13 protein-coding genes are annotated in these 17309 nt (G+C 48.8%); 2 read left to right on the top strand and 11 right to left on the bottom strand.

Going from position 1 to position 17309, the window contains the following annotated elements:
- Positions 1 to 2 precede the first annotated feature (2 nt).
- Positions 3 to 1142, top strand: a complete 1140-nt coding sequence (locus tag ACYVJQ_RS11215; protein ID WP_460893164.1) for a glycoside hydrolase family 43 protein — start codon at positions 3 to 5, stop codon at positions 1140 to 1142.
- A gap of 421 nt (positions 1143 to 1563) precedes the next feature.
- Here ACYVJQ_RS11215 and ACYVJQ_RS11210 read toward each other — a convergent pair whose 3' ends face one another.
- From ACYVJQ_RS11210 to hppD, 10 genes are all read right to left on the bottom strand, one after another.
- Positions 1564 to 2571, bottom strand: a complete 1008-nt coding sequence (locus ACYVJQ_RS11210) for a PorP/SprF family type IX secretion system membrane protein (RefSeq protein ID WP_460893163.1) — start codon at positions 2569 to 2571, stop codon at positions 1564 to 1566.
- 4 nt (positions 2572 to 2575) lie between these two features.
- On the bottom strand, positions 2576 to 6178 hold the full coding sequence (locus ACYVJQ_RS11205; protein ID WP_460893162.1) for an Ig-like domain-containing protein: 3603 nt from the start codon (positions 6176 to 6178) through the stop codon (positions 2576 to 2578).
- Between the two features lie 946 nt (positions 6179 to 7124).
- Positions 7125 to 8315: an MFS transporter gene (locus tag ACYVJQ_RS11200; protein WP_460893161.1), complete on the bottom strand. Its 1191-nt coding sequence runs from the start codon at positions 8313 to 8315 to the stop codon at positions 7125 to 7127.
- A gap of 79 nt (positions 8316 to 8394) precedes the next feature.
- Positions 8395 to 8964, bottom strand: a complete 570-nt coding sequence (locus ACYVJQ_RS11195) for a DUF4256 domain-containing protein (protein ID WP_460893160.1) — start codon at positions 8962 to 8964, stop codon at positions 8395 to 8397.
- A gap of 163 nt (positions 8965 to 9127) precedes the next feature.
- Entirely contained in the window at positions 9128 to 9538 is a 411-nt protein-coding gene (locus ACYVJQ_RS11190) for a VOC family protein (protein WP_460893159.1), read from the bottom strand.
- 112 nt (positions 9539 to 9650) lie between these two features.
- On the bottom strand, positions 9651 to 10097 hold the full coding sequence (locus ACYVJQ_RS11185) for a GNAT family N-acetyltransferase (RefSeq protein WP_460893158.1): 447 nt from the start codon (positions 10095 to 10097) through the stop codon (positions 9651 to 9653).
- A gap of 97 nt (positions 10098 to 10194) precedes the next feature.
- On the bottom strand, positions 10195 to 10881 hold the full coding sequence (locus ACYVJQ_RS11180; RefSeq protein WP_460893157.1) for a hypothetical protein: 687 nt from the start codon (positions 10879 to 10881) through the stop codon (positions 10195 to 10197).
- Positions 10882 to 11120: 239 nt separating this feature from the next.
- The gene (locus tag ACYVJQ_RS11175) at positions 11121 to 11417 is read right to left on the bottom strand and encodes a hypothetical protein (RefSeq protein WP_460893156.1); all 297 of its coding nucleotides are present in this window, start codon (positions 11415 to 11417) and stop codon (positions 11121 to 11123) included.
- A 393-nt stretch (positions 11418 to 11810) separates the two neighbouring features.
- The gene (locus tag ACYVJQ_RS11170) at positions 11811 to 13559 is read right to left on the bottom strand and encodes a phospho-sugar mutase (protein WP_460893155.1); all 1749 of its coding nucleotides are present in this window, start codon (positions 13557 to 13559) and stop codon (positions 11811 to 11813) included.
- Positions 13560 to 13743: 184 nt separating this feature from the next.
- Positions 13744 to 14844, bottom strand: coding sequence for a 4-hydroxyphenylpyruvate dioxygenase (gene hppD / locus ACYVJQ_RS11165; RefSeq protein WP_460893154.1), 1101 nt, complete (start codon positions 14842 to 14844; stop codon positions 13744 to 13746).
- A gap of 159 nt (positions 14845 to 15003) precedes the next feature.
- On the opposite strand from hppD, the gene ACYVJQ_RS11160 reads away from it, so the two are divergent.
- Positions 15004 to 15402, top strand: coding sequence for a hypothetical protein (locus ACYVJQ_RS11160; protein ID WP_460893153.1), 399 nt, complete (start codon positions 15004 to 15006; stop codon positions 15400 to 15402).
- 922 nt (positions 15403 to 16324) lie between these two features.
- On the opposite strand, the gene trpS is transcribed toward ACYVJQ_RS11160, so the two are convergent.
- Entirely contained in the window at positions 16325 to 17299 is a 975-nt protein-coding gene (gene trpS / locus ACYVJQ_RS11155) for a tryptophan--tRNA ligase (RefSeq protein ID WP_460893152.1), read from the bottom strand.
- Between the last annotated feature and the right edge of the window lie 10 nt (positions 17300 to 17309).

Here is a 17309-nt window from a genome sequence, read left to right as displayed (position 1 = left end):
CAATGGTACATCCAAAACATTTCCGCTATCTGGTGATGGCGGCCCTTTCAGCGTCTGTGCTCACCACCGCCTGCGAACAGAAAAGACCCTTAGGCACCGCCGAGGGAAACTCCGCTGATACCACCTCGGCCACGGCAGACACTTCTACCGCCACGGCAGACACCTCCGGTATTAAATACCTTTCCCAGCCGTTGGTAAAAGACATTTATACGGCAGACCCCTCGGCGCACGTGTTCAACAACCGAATCTACATTTACCCTTCGCACGACATTGAGGCCGGTACCCCTGAGAATGACAACGGTGACCATTTTGACATGCGCGATTACCATGTTTTCTCCCTGGACAGCATTGGCGGCAAAGTAACCGACCACGGGGTGGCGCTGGATATCAAAAATATTCCGTGGGCCGGGCGGCAGTTATGGGCCCCAGACGCGGCCTTTAAAAACGGCAAGTATTACCTCTACTTCCCTGTCAAAGACAAGCAAGATATTTTTAGAATTGGGGTGGCTACTTCTACCTCACCCACCGGCCCTTTTAAAGCCGAAGCCAAGCCTATTGCCAGCAGCTATAGCATTGACCCGGCCGTGTTCACGGATACTGACGGGACTTCCTACATGTATTTTGGCGGCATCTGGGGCGGACAGCTGCAGCGCTGGGCCAAAGGCAAATATGACTCCACCGCCACACCCGAGCCTGCTACCGGAAATGCCCTGGCCCCCAAAATGGCGAAAATGCGCGCAGACATGCTAGGCTTTGAAGGCCCTGTGAAGGATGTGCAGATCCTGGATGAAAACGGCAAGCCCTTCCAGGCCAACAACCATGACAAGCGTTTCTTTGAAGCCGCCTGGCTGCACAAATACAATGGCAAATACTACTTCTCTTATTCCACGGGAGACACCCACAACATTGCCTACGCCATAGGCGATTCACCGGCTGGGCCGTTCACTTATAAAGGCGTGCTCCTGAACCCCGTGCAAGGCTGGACCAACCACCATTCCATTGTGGAGTTCAAAGGCAAATGGTACCTGTTCTACCATGACACCCAGCTCTCCAACAAAACCCACCTGCGTAACATCAAAGTCACGGAGCTGACTCACCAACCAGACGGCACCATTAAGACCATTACTTCTATGCAGAAGTAGGCACTCCGGTTTACTGTTAAAAGCCCCGCTTTCTCACGGAAGCGGGGCTTTCTGTTTTATGGCAGTTTTTGTAAAAACAGACCCAAGTTACTAATTGAATCTTTGCTAAGTAAAAGGCTGTGGGGAGATTACCTTTGTGGCTATTGACGGTTCAAATGCCGATGGTGGAAAGGATGATTTTTGCCGGAGAATTATCTGGAAGTAGGGGCAATCCCTTGTGGTTGCCCTAACGCATCGCAAACGTGAAGGGCAACCACAAGGGATTGCCCTCCATTTGATATGTTGCCTCATCACTCCTCCAATGGAAGAATACAGATAAAAAGTGCCAGTGCGTTTTAAGCCTGTTTTTCAGAAAACACCTTTAAAACAGAAAAGCCCGTCCTATGCAGTCGGGCTTTTCTGTTTTAAAAACGATAAGCTTTTAGTGCATCCAACGGGGGCAGATGACTTTGCCTTTGTTGAAGAGTTTAAGGCCCAACACAATTTCATGCGAGCCGGTATTGGCTATGTTTAAGGGCGAAGTGTTGTAGTCATAAGAGTAGCTAGCATCCATGATGTGGCTAATGTTCACGCCGGTCATAATAGCAAAAGCGTCTTTGTTGCGGTAAGAGCCCCCAACCCAGACACGGTCGGCGTAGACGGCGCGCAGGTTGAAGTCCAGGGTAATAGGGCTGGGGTCTGTGAGCTTCACCAAGACCGAGGGAATCAAAGTCAGGTCATTTCTGACGGCTACTTTATAGCCCACCGTTCCTACGTAATGCCGCTGTAACACCGCACTGGTGATTTTTTCTTCCCCTGAGTTCAGGTCGCGGTCGCTTTTGATAAGCTGCGCCCCGGCCAGACCCACAAAGAACTGGTTGGAGTAGATCCAGGTGCCCAGCCCGAAATCAAGGTAATTCCGGTTAATGTAGTCGCTGGTGATGGCGGGGTCATTGGGGTTGGTAAAGGTGGCCTCGCTGGGATTAAAGCTGTTCCGCAAAAGCCCTGCGCTGGCGCCCATGGCCACCGTCACGGTTCTGGTGATGGGCAAGTGGTAGGCGTACGTAAGGTTCGCGCTAGTGCGGCTCAGGGGGCCGGTCTTGTCTTTGATGATTTGTATGCCCACGCCATGGTGCGGGTACGCCTGCACAAAGCGGTTCTGGTTGACGGTGCGCGTGCGGCTTAAACCTTTGCCTTGTACCCGTACGCTTTTCACATCTTTATTCAGGGGCGTGTGGGCACTCACGTAGTAAGTTTTGGGCGCTCCTTCCAGGCCCACCCACTGTTGGCGGGTCCCAATTTTCACATCGGTGTAGTCTTCCATGCCGGTAATGGCCGGGTTCAGCAAATAGCTGTTGATCATGTACTGGCTATACTGGGGCCGCTGTTGTGCCCAGGCGGGAGCAGTCAGGAGCAGCGAAAGCAAAAAAGCACCTATCTTCTTCGTCATGGGATTATCTGATAATGGTGACGCTGCCCGTGAAAGGTTTGTCATCTTTGTTCAAGCGGATAATGTAGTAGTAGGTAGCCAGCGGCAGCGGACTGCCGTTGTGGGTACCATCCCAGGGCACGTAATTGCCCGTTGATTTGTACACCTGGGCCCCGTAGCGGTTGAAGATCTCTACCGTGGCATCTGGGAAGTTTTCAATGTTCTCAATTTCCCAGACCTCATTGATTCCGTCACGATTAGGGCTGAAGGTGTTCACTATTTTAATGCGGGGCAGCACGGTGATAGTGATCTCATCTGTGTCCTCACAGTCTGGTGAGTTGGAAACGGTGACAGTGTAGGTGGTGGTAACTGCAGGCGTAGCAATTGGGTTGGCAATGTTAGGGTTGCTCAGTCCGGTAGCCGGGGTCCAGAGATAAGTGGTACCGCCGGTGGCCCGCAATGGCACGGCTTGTCCCTGAATGATGGTTGTGTCATTTCCTGCTTTTGCTACCACTGGTACCACGGTTACTTTTACAGAGGCGCGGTTGGTGCTTCGGCATTGGTTACTGCTCACGGCCTGCACATAGAAAGTAGCGTCTCCAGCCAACGGACCCGTTTTCACTTCCGGCCCTGAGAAAACAGGCGTACCGCCGGTCTGCTGGGTAAACCACTCATACGTGACGCCGGCCACCGGATTACTCACCTTTAAGGTAGCAGGTGCCCCGGGGCAGGTTTGCACATTGGCGGCCTCTGCCGTAGGCGTGGCTGGCGAAGCATCTACGGTAACAGCAATAACATTTGATACGTCTGGCGGGCAGGCAGTGCCTCTAGACAGCACCGTTCTTCTATACCAGGTATTCTGCGTAATGAAGGGCGAGGTGTAGTTCTGGCTGTTATTGGGGTTGGTAGCCGTGCTGGGTGCGGGCGTAAAGCCAGCGGTGGCACTAGTAGTGCTGCTTTCCCAGAGGTAATCCAGTTCCCCGTTTCCGCCGGCGGCGGCTGTGCCCGTAAGCGCTACCATAGCGCCCTGGCATACCTTGGTTTCGGTAGCCGAAATGCTATTATTAGTAATAGGGGGCACCACGGTTATCACCACCACATTACTGATACTAGGGGCGCAATCACCTTCCACTAACCTAATTGTTCGCCTGAAATAGGTGGTCTGGGTTAGAGTAGGCGGCGTGTAGTTTTGGGTGTTGGCGCCGGTGATAGGTGTAAAGTCATTGGCGTTGCCGGTCAGGCTGCTTTCCCAAATAATGGTCCGGTTAGCAGCGGTTCCGCCACCGGTAACGGTAGAGCCAACCAAAGGGGCAGGGGCCGTAGTGGTAGAGCAAAGGGTTTGGTCGCTTTGGATGGTATTAGGGCCAATAGGCGGAACCACCACCACCTGCGCCACTGCGGAAGTATCTGAACAGCCCCCGGCAGTTGTGCTTAGGACGCGACGGAACCAGGTGGTAGCGTTTAGGGCACCAGGTGAATAATCTGTCATACCCCGTGAGGCGGCAATGTCACTGAACCCGGTGGTGGCGCTGGTAGTACTACCTTGCCAGATCACCGTGAAATTACCGCTGGGCGAACCAGTGATCTGAGGTGCATTATTTCCCTGGCAAATGGTGGCTTTGTCTTTCCCTGCTATAGAAATGGTGTTGTTGGCGGGTGGTTGCACTACGCTCACTAAAACCACGTTACTGGTGTCTGGCGAGCAGGAACCGGTGGCCACAATCCTTCTGAACCAGGTATTGGTAGTTAAGGCATTGGGTGTGAAATTAGGTGGGGTTCTAGTTCCTGCCGCCGGACCAAATCCGGTGGAAGGGCCAGTGGTACTGCTCTGCCAGGTGTATGTAAAGGCTGTGCCCCCGCCGCCTGTAGGAGCGGTTCCCGTGATTGACCCGGGGAATGGTTTCCCGGCGCAAATTTCTTCCTGCGCTTTGGTTAAGGAAATGGTGTTGTTGCCAATGGCCGGCACCACGTTCACCGTGAAAGGCGTACGGGTAGGGCTCTCGCAGCCTTGGGTGTTCTTGGCGGTGACGTAGAACACCGTAGTGGTAGACAGGCCAGAGGTAGGGTATTCTTTACCTGAGAAAACACTGGTGCCGCCCGTTTCCTGGGTGTAAAACTCAAAGCTGCTACCCGGCCCACTCGGCCTGATGGTGGTACTGTCCCCGTTACAGATGGTGACGCTGTTAGACGTGAACTGAACAGCCGTAGGCAGGGGGTTAATGGTGATGGTGGCCTCCGCCGGGAACATTTCAAAATCCCTTGAGTTCCCGCATTCATTTTCCGTGATCACACTTACCTTGAAAGTGCCGGGTGAGCCGAACCTGATCTCTGGGAATTTAGAAGCCGCACTGGTTCCGTTCACATAAGTTACCCCGGTACTTGGGCTAACCGTCCAGGTAAAGCTTTTCTCCACCAAGCCCAGGTTATTATCATAGTTGACCTTCTGCGCATCAAACAGAATAGTGGCAGGCCCACAAACGGTAGAATCTGCATTGAGCATGACTTCTGGGCGGGCAATCAACACGCTTTGGTTGGCGGTATCCTGGCCACACGAGTTTGACACAATCAGCCTGATATTGTAACGGCCTTCAATGTCAAACCGAAGAACGGGTTCTCTGGAGGTAGAATCAGTGCCCTGGAGATAAGTTACCCCACTTGGCGGTTGCCCCTGGTTGTTGGTCACTTTGTACCGGTAGGTAAGGTTACCCCCGGTTGAGGTATCCTGAATAGCTATGATTACCGGAGTACATTCATTGGGGTTAAGCCGCTTCTTGCCGGACCGGGCATCAAAATCAGCCTTGGGTTTACGGTCAATCTTGAAATCTTTGGTATACACAGAGTCACACCCATTGGCACCAATAGCCCGGATGGTAATCTTAAAGGCTCCAGTGGTGTCATAAGGGGTTGTGTTCCTAATGGGGGTAGTGCTGGTGAATTGGCTAGGCAAGAATACCTTTGGCCCTGCGCCATCCCCGAAGTCTACAATATATTGGGTAATGTCATTAGGAACGGGGGTATTATTGAGAAGCGAGGCTTTTACCTTAATGGTGTCCTTTTCCTCTACGCAAACCTGAAAGTTACTGCTGTCTTTGGGCGCTGTAAAAGCTGGTTTCCGGTTGATGGGGATATTGCGGGTGGCATTTTCAGACCGGCAGCCGGCCTGGCTGATGGCATAAACTGTTACCGGAAAATTAGCTGTCCCGGCCCCAATGGCGGAATAGGTATGGCGTACGGTAGAACCAACGGTAGTGGTACCGTCGCCAAAGTCCCAGACATAAGAGTTTGTGGGGGTAGGGTTAGTGATGGTAAACGTAATAGCAGAACCAGAACACTGGGTAGTGGAAGGGTTAAGAATAAAGTCAGGTGTAGGAGGGATGGGATTTACGGTAACTGTTACCGGTACAGAGGTAATGGAGCACGGCGGGCTCGAATTGTTGGTCACTTTTACCTGATAATTGCCAGATACCGTAGCGCTAAATGTTGACTGGGTAGCATTGGAAATATCCACCCCATCTTTTATCCATTGGTAGGTAAAAGTTGCGCCCGGCGGATTAGAGGCAGCATTGGCGGTTAAAAGAACAGTGGTGCCCTGGCAGACGGGTGCCGGACCGGGGGGCGTTATGTTCACACTGCAAGTTTGCGCCTGTACCAGGGTAACGGTACAGAGTAAGAGCAGAAAGATGAGCAGACAACTTTTAAAGGAATGCATCCGGTTTCTTAAAAAAGTAAATGATACCTAGTAGGGTAAACTTTTTAGAGAAGAAATCAGAGAATGACTAAACCGTCTGCCCACCTTATAAAGATGGCTATCCAATAAAGAGACAAAGAGATAGAGGTGAGGTATTAGTTAAATCAAATCTTTTTTCTTCTTAAAGTGAATAGGCTTCTGAATTTATAACAGCAAAAAACAGAAAATAGTATATGCTAAAATGCGAAAAAGCTATGTAAAGGCGTTGATCATGAGCGTTTAAGCGACTTTTCTTTCTATTGGTTGTTTTAATAAACCATATCTAAAGATAAACCAATATCACAAAAGCGCAAAACCCAGGCTTGCCAAGACTTTGAAGTTGATTCGGGAACCTGCCGCCCAGAAAAGATTTTGGGTATACCTTCCCTAACAGGCACATACTGTCTAGCCAAAATTTTGTTTTACCCATTAATAGGTATGCTTCCTGAAACAAGGCTGTTTTACCAAATAGAACCTTTGTATTAAGTTCTTTTCTGTCTTGGGTAAACAGGAATTTAAGGCAATTGTTCCTATCCTGGCAAAGGCTTGTTTTTAAACCTATAGGGTAAACCTCTGATTCGTCAATTTTAAATTTTCAGCCTCTAAGGAAATTTAGGCTGGAAGGCGCTATCTAGGTTGTTAGATTCAGTTTCTGTTTTGAGGGTGTTTTTCGGAAAACGGCCCCAAAACAGAAACCACCTTTGGTTTAAAAACCAGTGTAAGCGAAAGGAAAGATTCTGACTGTAAAAGTATTGGTGAGGGGTTGTGTAAACGATAAGTCTAGGCCACAAGATAGACACCTAAATTACTATAAGGAAACCAAAGCTGGAAGCCTCATAGGGGTTGGTTAGGCAGGAACTCCTTCGGTATGGGAAGAGGGCCCTGGCACAGTTAAGAAATAAATCAGTACCGCTAATGTGGCCGCGGCGGTAGTAAGAAAGGCCGCTGTGTCGCCAAACTGATACCAGACAAAACCGGTAAGGGAACTGGCTAACATCGTGCAGATGCTTTGCAGCCCGGTATAAGTACCAATGGCAGTTGCGGTGTCTTTCTTATCTGAGATAGTAGAGATCCAGGCTTTGGAGATTCCTTCAGAAGCGGCGGCGTAAAAACCATAGAGGAAAAACAGCCCGAAAAAAAAGTACGTTTCCTGGGCAAAGGCCATGCCCACGTACACCGCCGCAAATGCCGCAAACCCCACCACCAGAATTGGTTTCAAGCCTATTTTATCAGCCAGAATGCCCAGGGGAAAAGAAAGTAGGGCGTACACCAGGTTGTAGAAAATATAAATGCCAATGACCAGGGTATCATCCAGCCCGGCCTGCTTAGCCTTGAGCAAAAGAAAGACATCTGAGCTGTTGAATAAGGTAAACGCCAGCAAACCTATCACCACCTTTCTATATGCGGCCGGACTCTCTTTCCAGTAGCCCAGAAAGGAAAAGAATGGGGTCGCCACCTTTGATTTTGGGGTGATGGTGGTGCTTTCCCTTAAATAGAAGGTAGCCAGAATAGCCAATAAACCCGGCACGAAGGCAATGTAGAAGAGAGTTTTGTAATCTTCAGGGTAATAGTACAAGTACAGCAGGGCAAAACCAGGACCCGCCACGGCCCCCAGGGTATCCATGGACCGATGGAAACCGAAGACTTTCGCCTTGGTGGCGGGGGTGGCGGCATCAGATAACAACGCATCCCTGGCACCCGTCCTTATTCCTTTCCCGAAACGGTCTATGGTTCTCACCAGAAAAACCCAGAAGGGGAAAATGAAAAAGGCCATCATGGGTTTAGAGAGAGCGCTAAGGCCATATCCTAGCTGCACAAAGGGCACCCGGCGGCCCATGGAATCAGAGAGCTTCCCAAAATATCCTTTGCTAAGCCCCGCCGTTGCCTCGGCTACCCCCTCCAGTACCCCAATTAAAACCACCGAGAACCCGATGGTCTTCAGGTAGATGGGCATGATAGGGTACAGCATCTCGCTGGCTGTGTCTGTAAGCAGACTTACTATAGATAGTACCCATACGGTCTTAGTGATGTATTTCACGGGCGGCCATTGTGTTTAAGAAAGCAAAAGATACGTACTCCTTTTCCTCAGCCTAACAAGGTAAATAGAAAGGACAAAGTTAAACCCGGAGTGCGCCTCTAAAGCCTCTGGCGGCATAGTAAGATTGGGCCCCGTTGTGGTAGGTAAAAACATGGTTGTACCTCCGGTCGCAGAAAAGGGCGCCGCCTAGCTTCCTGATCTCAGGGGGCGTGAGGACCCAACTGGAGGTTTTCAGGTCAAAGGTTCCCAGTTGTTGAAGTTGGCGGTACTGCTCTTCGGTTAGGAGATCAATGCCTATGGTGGCGGCCATGTCCAGCGCGTTGTTTTCGGGGGCATATTCCTTCCTAGATTCCAGCCCTTCAAGATCGTAACAGGTGCTTCTACGCCCTTTGGGGCTTTCCGGTGAGCAATCAAAAAAAATGATTTCGCCGGTGGAAGGGTCTTGGCCTACTACATCTGGCTCCCCGCCGGTTTTCTCCATTTCATGCAGCGACCAAAGTTTTTCCTGGGCAGCTTGCAGCCTGGCTTGCACTGCGGGCCAATCTACATCCTTATGACGGTGCAAGTGCTTCTCAAAGCGGGACTTTAAAATGCTAAGCAGCTCTTCCTGCTGCTCTGGTGCTAATAGGGTCTGATGTAAGGTAGTCAACGTGTGTAGATTTTAATGGCAAGTGTTTAAATAGGTATAGGACCAGAGGTTAGTGCAGGGGCAGACTTTAAGTTAAGGGATTTCAACATGTTTGCGGCTGTGGTTAGCCTCTAACTTTGTTTTGGAACTACTCCGCAAGTCTTCCGATAAGTGTAAAGTTTGGTTACTGTTCTTGCAGGAGCATCCAGGAGGTCCCAAACTTATCGCGGAGCATGGCAAACCGGTTGGCGAAGAAAGTCTTTTCCATTTTCATAAAGATTTCGCCCTCCCTGGATAATAGAGTATAAAAGTGTTCTGCTTGCTCTTGAGTCTCCACTCTCAGCGTAAGGTAGGCGCTTCGCATGGGTTGGGCACCGGGAATGTCAGCGCCCCGAACCAGGGTGCCGCCCATCTCTATTATGGCATGCTGAATAGGGTTCTTCCATTCTTTGGGGAAAGCAGGCGGCGGATTTTGGTGTGCGGCCATCAGGAGTATTTTTCCACCCAGATGCTGCTCATAAAACCGGAACGCCTCTTCGCAATTCCCGGGGTAATTAATATAAATATCAAGTTTGACGGGAGGGGCGGTATCCATAACTCATGCTTTTTATAGGGATGGAAGGATTTTAAAAGCAGGTACCAAAATGATTTAATTTCTTCTTATAACTAGGGGCAAGGACTAATTTTTCAAGTACACCAGGTTGGTGTTAGTTTTCATTTGTAAGTTCCATCTGGTATAAGTCAAAATTCTTTGCCCAAAAATTTTTCTCCACCTTTATAAGCTTAAACCCCATTTTCTCATAGAATTTGTAAACCAGTTGAGACGTTCTCACAACAATTAGCTCAACGTCTTTATTTCTTTTCAAGTGATTGATTCTATGCTCTATAAGTCTTCGACCGATTCCTTTTCCCTGAAAACTAGGGTTGATAACATCCCAGGAAATGCGGGCGATTTTTTCATTAGGGAAATAATTTATTCCCCCGGCTCCAATAATTTCAGAATTTTCTTCAACTACAAAGTAATCTTCAATTTTATTCTCCAGGTATTCTTCTAAATCCTTTTGTTCACTGGGGTCAAAAAAGTCCGGAGTGTTTAACTTTAAAAGGGCAATGACAGAAGATTTATCCACTTGATTATAAGTTCTTATTTCCAAATCATTTTAGATTTTGTGCAACGGTTAGGGCTTTGCGCCGTGGAAAGAGAATAAAGTTAAGAAGGATAGGACAGTTAGGAGGCCTTAGCGCAATCGCCTATGTTGTAGGCTGGCTTTCTTCTTTTTTGTTTAAGATCAAACCCTTTAGGGTAATACTTCCACAATGGATTTCTTTTTCACTTATTAATGAGAGGTCTGCCTTGCTCGCAAATCGGGAAATTTTATAGATAAGATTTTTCCCTTTTAAACTTAGTCCTGTTCGTAAGGTGCTACCGGGGGTTATTTCTGTTTTCAAACAAAGTAATATCACATAAAAACCACTAGATTTTTTTGGGTTAATGGTTCTTTTTAAAGAGGACGGCTTATGAATATGAGTATCTAAATAAGACTTTAAATCCGTCATTCCAAAGTTATATAATGGTTCTTTATCTATGGTCATTGTATCAGATGGAATCAATATTTCATAGTAGCTTTTAATTGACCCAGGTACCTCATAAGAGTTTACAGGAAAGCCAATCTTCAGTTCCAGAGGATGGTCCGTTTCATTGGTTATCCGAGTCCAAAATATAGTCTTAAAATATTCCTTCCCAGTTGGGTCAATGTATTGTTCTCCTTTAGGCCCTCCGTTTTCAATAATGAGGTGCTTGCCCATAGAATCAACATACTCATATTTCCTTGCCGAATTTACAGTTTCTGGCTCAACAGTTTCAGTCTTAGATTTACTACCTTGTTTACAGGAAAGAAGTCCTGCGATTGCGATTATGAATAACTTAGCTGGATTCATAATAAGTAATGTGCCGAATGTAGGGTAACGGCTTGTATAAACGACGGCGAAGGCCGTCGGCCGAGATGCCGTTTATGCCTTGTTAGGTCTAGTTTTTTCTCTGCAAAGACTGCACGGCTTTTTTCTGTTTTTGGCCTGTTTTTCAAAAATGAGCCCGAAAACAGCTTGCCGAGTGCATCCAACTCTTGTCCGTCCGTTTTTGCCTTAATTTTCGAAAAACAAGCTAGAAACAACTTGATTTAAAATTCTTCCAATTTGAATAGAGTTGCTTCAATCACTATCGTGTCTCCACTTTGCATCTCTATTTCAAGTTTTTCACCAATCTGTTTTACTTCATTTATAGATTCACTCTTTCCCCAAGGGCTTTTCATCGGGCAAAGAAGCGAAGTCACATTTTCAGCTTTTATTAACGCTCTCCTTATTTCTGGAAATGAAAGGGCGGTAGTTGAGATTTCAATGGTCAATATTTTCCTTTCCCAATCTATAGAAATTTCTTTGATTGAAGAATCGTGTAGACTATTCCATTGATTGACCATTTAAGTTTCTTTCTTATTTAAAATTAGACCTAACTAGTTGCTAAACGTGAACATACGTTTATCTGCACTATGTGCGGAGGTTTTCATTGCCTGACTTAGGCGTCTTTGAGTTGGCTGGGGTTTTACAAGATAGCGTTTTTGGCATATTTTCCAAAAAACACCTTTAAAACAAGAAAAGGGCATAAGCAGGCCTAATTTTCCCTTACGAAGTGGTGCAAGCAGAAGTGCATTAGAATCTAATGAGTTCAGTTTAGCCTTGTATTACGCGGATATACACGACTAGCAGCTCCTTTTTCAGCTTTCTGTTTTAAGGCTGTTTTTGAAAAAACAGCCTTAAAACAGAAAGCCCTTTCTGCATCTACAGAAAGGGCTTCCAAGAACCAGAGTAATAGCCTATTTCAATTTAAGGTCCGCAATAATCCTTTGAATCTTCTCATCCAGAACCTTGCTTACCTGCTCAAACTGGTCAGCCGAAGGTAAGTCTTCACGCACGCTAAAGTAGAACTTGATCTTGGGTTCAGTACCTGATGGGCGCGCCGATATTTTAGTGCCGTCTGCCGTCACGAACTGCAGCACATTGGAGCTTTCAAGCCCAGTGGCGGTTTCCTGGCCGGTTTGCAGGTTCTTTCTAAAGCCGGTTTTATAGTCAATCAATTCCACCACGTCTGAACCAGCCACAGTTTTAGGCGGATTTTCCCGCAGTTCTTGCATCATTTCCTGAATTTCCTGGGCCCCACGGTGGCCTTTCTTGGTCAGGGATATAAGGTCTTCTTTGTAGAAGCCATACTCCTGGTACATCTGCAGCATAAGCTCAAATAGGCTCTTGCCCTGGTCTTTGGCAGAAGCTGTCATTTCAGCAATCATGGCGCAGGCAGAAACGGCGTCTTTATCACGCACGAAATCTCCTACCAAAAAGCCGTAGCTTTCCTCGCCGCCACAGATATACTGTTCCTGGCCTTCTTTCTCACGCATGATGGTGGCAATGTACTTGAAACCCGTTAGGGTCTCGTAGCAGTCCACGCTAAAGCCTTCGGCAATGCGGTTGATCAGGTCTGTTGTCACAATGGTGCTCACAATGTATTCCTTGCCCGTAAGCCTACCGGCTTTTTGCCAGGCCTGCAGAATATAATAGGTGAGGAGCGCAGCAGTTTGGTTGCCGTTGAGCAATACCCATTGGCCTTGCAGGTCTTTCACAGCAATACCTACTCGGTCAGCGTCTGGGTCAGTGGCCAGCACCAGTTCGGCATCCAGTTCCTTGGCTTTTTCCATGGCTAGCGTCATGGCGTCCTTTTCCTCTGGGTTAGGATATACCACCGTTGGGAAGTTGCCATCTGGCGTTGACTGGGCCGCCAATACGTGCACGTTTCTAAACCCGAAGCGCTCCAGCGCCCGCGGCACCAAGGTAATACCAGTGCCATGGATTGGGGTGTAGACAATCTTGAGGTCCTGCTGGCGCTTTATCATCTCAGGGTCCACGCTCAGGGTAGCTACCTTATCCAGATACGCCTGGTCAACTTCCTCCAGAATATATTCTACGTTAGCCGGGTTGCGCTCAAATTTCACCTGGTCCACGCTGTGGATTTTGTTCACCTCGGCAATAATGTTCTTGTCATGCGGGGCCGTTACCTGAGCACCGTCGTTCCAGTAGGCCTTGTAGCCGTTGTACTCTTTGGGGTTATGCGAGGCCGTCAAGACCACGCCGCTCTGGCAGCCCAGGTGCCGTATGGCAAAAGATAACTCGGGCGTAGGCCGAAGCTCTTTGAAGAAGTACACCTTAATACCGTTGGCGCTGAACACGTCTGCCACCACGTTGGCAAAGAAGGGTGAGTTATTGCGGCTGTCATGTGCCACGGCCACGCTAATCTGCTGCCCCGGAAACGACTTTAACAGGTAATTGCTCAAGCCCTGGGTGGCCATGCCCACCGTGTAACGGTTCATGCGGTTACTGCCCACGCCCATAATGCCGCGCAAGCCACCAGTCCCAAACTCCAGGTCTTTGTAGAAAGAATCGGTGAGGGCGTCATGGTCCTGGCTATCTACCAGTTTCTGTAATTCAGCTTTCGTATCGGCGTCATAGCCGCCGTCTAACCATGAGGAAATCTTGGTTTGTACAGCAGGGTCAAGGGTTAAATTATTTTCCATAGGTAAGTGAATGTGCTAATTTTTTATTGTGCTGATGTGCTATTTTTTAATATGCCTATGGGGTAATGGGCTGAGGTTCTGGTAGATTCATTAAAGAGGAAGGAAAAGAATTTCCCAATCCCCACCTCTTCAAATCTCCAAATGGTGAATTAACACATCAGCACATTAAACCATTTGCACCTGATTAAAGATTTCCGCGCAAAGCCTGCTCCCGTTCTATAGACTCAAACAGGGCCTTGAAGTTGCCTTTCCCGAAGGATTTGGCGCCTTTACGTTGGATGATCTCATAGAATACGGTGGGGCGGTCCTCCACGGGTTTGGTGAAGATTTGGAGGAGGTACCCTTCGTTGTCGCGGTCTACCAGAATGTTGAGGTCCTGCAGGGGCTGGATGGCCTCGTCAATGGTACCTACACGTTGGAGCAGGTCGGCGTAGTAGGAGGTAGGTACGCTCAGGAACTCCACCCCACGGCGGCGCAGTTCACCCACGGTGGCCACAATATCATCGGTGGCAATGGCAATGTGCTGCACGCCCGGGCTATGGTAATAGTCCAGATACTCCTCAATCTGTGATTTCTTTTTACCCTCGGCTGGCTCATTGATAGGGAACTTCACGTAGCCGTTGCCATTGCTCATCACTTTGCTCATAAGCGCCGAATACTCCGTAGAAATGTCCTCGTCATCAAAGGTGAGCAGCAGTTCAAAGCCCATTACCTTGGCGTAGAAATCTACCCAGGTGTTCATTTCGCCCCAGCCAACGTTCCCTACGCAATGGTCTACGTGTTTCAGGCCCACGGGCGTTACCGGCACCGGGCTTTTCTTGGCTTTAAAGCCAGGCATAAAGGCGCCGGTGTAATTGGTGCGCTCCACAAAGGTGTGGATGGTTTCGCCGTAGGTATAGATAGAGGCCACTTTTACCTCGCCAAACTCATCGGTGAGGGTCTGTGGCTCGCCCGCCGATTTCGCCCCGCGTTTGATGGTTTCCTCATAGGACTTGTAGGCATCATCTACCCACAGGGCCATCACCTTCACGCCATCACCGTGCAGGCGCACGTGTTCTGAGATAGGGGAGTCTGGAAGGAGGGAGGTGGTAAGCACAAACCTTATTTTACCCTGCTGCAACACATAAGAGGCACGGTCACGTATACCGGTTTCTGGACCGGCGTAGGCTACCAGTTCAAACCCGAAGGCCGTTTGGTAGAAATAAGCGCTTTGTTTGGCGTTGCCCACATAAAACTCAATATAATCTGTGCCTTTGAGCGGGAGAAAGTCGGTTTGCTCTGCCATATGGTCTATCTTTTGAAATGATGGGTCTGCAATTGGGGGCATTTTGTGTAAAAATAGAAGAATTGCACTGGAAAGAAAATAAGTATTTGGCGTAGTGTTTTGGGCCATCTACTTGGAAATAGCGCCAGATGTTATAAAATTTGTGAAAATTTAGACCGCATGAACATCCAAGAAATAAATACCGCCTTAGTCACCATCATCCAGAAAAAGCAGGAGTTGAGCAAACTCTCTTACAATGATGACCGCTATGATGACGTGGAAGAAGAACTGCATGATTTGGAAGATGAGCTTAATGATTCCTTCGGAGAATACCTGGAGGAGGTCTTAGGGGACGTACACCACAAGGTTTGCCCCGATACTGATGTGCTCCTTCCAACTGCCTACCTGCCAGAGCAACTGAGCGGTGACGGCCAGGTAGAGGTAACGGGCAAAGAAGGTGTTTGGGTAGAGGCTGACGCCTATCCCAACAAAGAAGCCCGCCTGGTGCTGGTACCTAACCCCACCCGCATTATCCTGAGCGTAGGCAAGAACGTTCGCGAGGAAGTTTGGAAAGCGTAGTTTTTGGCTTTCTATTGTAAGATATACTTTAGATAAAGGTTCTGGCTCCTGTACAGGTAATTCCTGGGCAGGAGCTTTTTCTGTTTTAAGCCTGGTTTAAGGAAAACAGGCTTAAAACAGAAAGTCGATGAATTGTTTTTTCAGCTTCTTCATTGTAGTTTTTGTTCTCAAGGGGCAAAATTTGGCCTGCTTTCTATTGGCAATTTCTTTTAGCTTTAACCCGTCAATGTTGGTGTTCCTAGGGGCAACGACTGAGACTGCCTCTTCACCTGAATGGTGCACGCATTTCCGCCTGTTGCTGGCGTGGCGAGCGCCTATGCCTTAAGTCCTTATGCTGTAATGTTTCATCTTTCCCCTCTGAGCGCTCACGGCCGCGGGGCCCCGTCTTTCCCCCTCGCACTGCCCTTGCGGCCGAGTTGCTTTCTTCTTTTAGTAAAGCCACTGCAGGGCCACAAGCGAGGCGCGCGAAGTAAAGACTGGAATAAGAAATGCGTGGGAAGGAGGTAAAGGCGTTTTGTGCAAGTTTTTCCAAAAACAGTTCAAAACGCCTATCTCCATTTTTCCTGGTTCAAGTTTCCAACTTGGACCCATCATTCGGGAAGTTTCCAACTTCCCTGAGGCTCTGGCCTCACTTTACGCATATCCTCCCCCTTTGAAGGGGGTAGGGGGCTGATTACTCGTGTAGATCAACCCGTTTCAAGCCCGTTTTCCGCAAAACTGCCTCAAAACGCAAGCAACTTGAAACGACCACTAAAAGAGAACCTGGACTACAATAAGAATCGCAACGGACAGGTCAAGCCCTGTCCCTACGGCAAAAGAATAAGGTCCTTCAGAAAACTTCTTGAAACCCAAAAAGCCGAAGCATTCCTGCTTCGGCTTCCCTGTTTGAAATAGATTCTGGCTAAATAATTAGCCCTACTGCTTAAAAACCCAACTTTTCTCGCACCCGCTTCAGGACTGGGGCACCTATAGCACGGGCCTTGGCGGCGCCTTCGGCTAGCTTGGCGTCTATCTCCGGGAGGTTCTCCATGTAGTACTGGAAACGCTCGCGGGGCTCTGCGTATTTAGTGATGATGAGGTCATACAGCGCTTGTTTGGCGTGGCCGTACCCGAAGCCGCCAGCCAGGTATTTCTGGCGCAAGTCTTCCGTTTCAGCGGGCGTGGCCAGCAGGGCGTACAACTTGAAGGTAGTGTCGGTGGCTGGGTCTTTGGGGTCGTCCAGGCCTTTGCTATCGGTGACAATGCTCATGACGCGCTTGCGGAGTTCCTTGTCCGGCAGGAAAATATCCAGAGTGTTACCGTAGGACTTGCTCATCTTTTCGCCGTTGGTGCCGGGAACGGTCATGACAGATTCATCTACCTTGGCCTCGGGCAACACAAAAGTATCGCCGTAAATATGGTTGAAGGAACTGGCCACATCACGGGTAATCTCTAAGTGCTGAACCTGATCTTTACCCACGGGCACAAACTGGGCATCATACAGCAGAATATCAGCGGCCATGAGAATAGGGTAGGTGAACAACCCGGCATTCACATCTGCCAAGCCCCGGCGCGCCGATTTATCCTTGAAGGAGTGCGCATTAGCCAACATGGGAAACGGCGCGAAACAGCTGAGATACCAGGTCAGTTCAGTGGTTTCAGGCACGTCTGACTGGCGGTAAAAGATATTCTTATCGGTGTCAAAACCAAAGGCCAGCCAGGCGGCCGCCACGGCGTAGGTATTCATGCGGCGCTCCTGCGCATCCCTGATGGAGGTAAGCGAGTGTAAATCAGCTATGAAGTACAGTGATTCATTCTCGGTTTTCTTGGAAAGCTCTATTGCGGGGAGGATAGCACCCAGCAGGTTGCCCAGGTGCGGACGGCCACTGCTTTGGATGCCCGTAAGGATTCGTGCCATTCTGTTACTG

The sequence above is a fragment of the Rufibacter soli genome, from assembly GCF_054781795.1.
This window is presented reverse-complemented; position numbering and strand designations above follow the sequence as displayed.

What these genes read in the sequence shown, in the direction of transcription:
- ACYVJQ_RS11215 (WP_460893164.1), top strand. Translation starts at nt 3, where the DNA reads ATGGTACATCCAAAACATTTCCGCTATCTGGTGATGGCGGCCCTTTCA.
- ACYVJQ_RS11210 (WP_460893163.1), bottom strand. Translation starts at nt 2,571, where the DNA reads ATGACGAAGAAGATAGGTGCTTTTTTGCTTTCGCTGCTCCTGACTGCT.
- ACYVJQ_RS11190 (WP_460893159.1), bottom strand. Translation starts at nt 9,538, where the DNA reads ATGGATACCGCCCCTCCCGTCAAACTTGATATTTATATTAATTACCCC.
- ACYVJQ_RS11180 (WP_460893157.1), bottom strand. Translation starts at nt 10,881, where the DNA reads ATGAATCCAGCTAAGTTATTCATAATCGCAATCGCAGGACTTCTTTCC.
- ACYVJQ_RS11175 (WP_460893156.1), bottom strand. Translation starts at nt 11,417, where the DNA reads ATGGTCAATCAATGGAATAGTCTACACGATTCTTCAATCAAAGAAATT.
- ACYVJQ_RS11170 (WP_460893155.1), bottom strand. Translation starts at nt 13,559, where the DNA reads ATGGAAAATAATTTAACCCTTGACCCTGCTGTACAAACCAAGATTTCC.
- hppD (WP_460893154.1), bottom strand. Translation starts at nt 14,844, where the DNA reads ATGGCAGAGCAAACCGACTTTCTCCCGCTCAAAGGCACAGATTATATT.
- ACYVJQ_RS11160 (WP_460893153.1), top strand. Translation starts at nt 15,004, where the DNA reads ATGAACATCCAAGAAATAAATACCGCCTTAGTCACCATCATCCAGAAA.
- trpS (WP_460893152.1), bottom strand. Translation starts at nt 17,299, where the DNA reads ATGGCACGAATCCTTACGGGCATCCAAAGCAGTGGCCGTCCGCACCTG.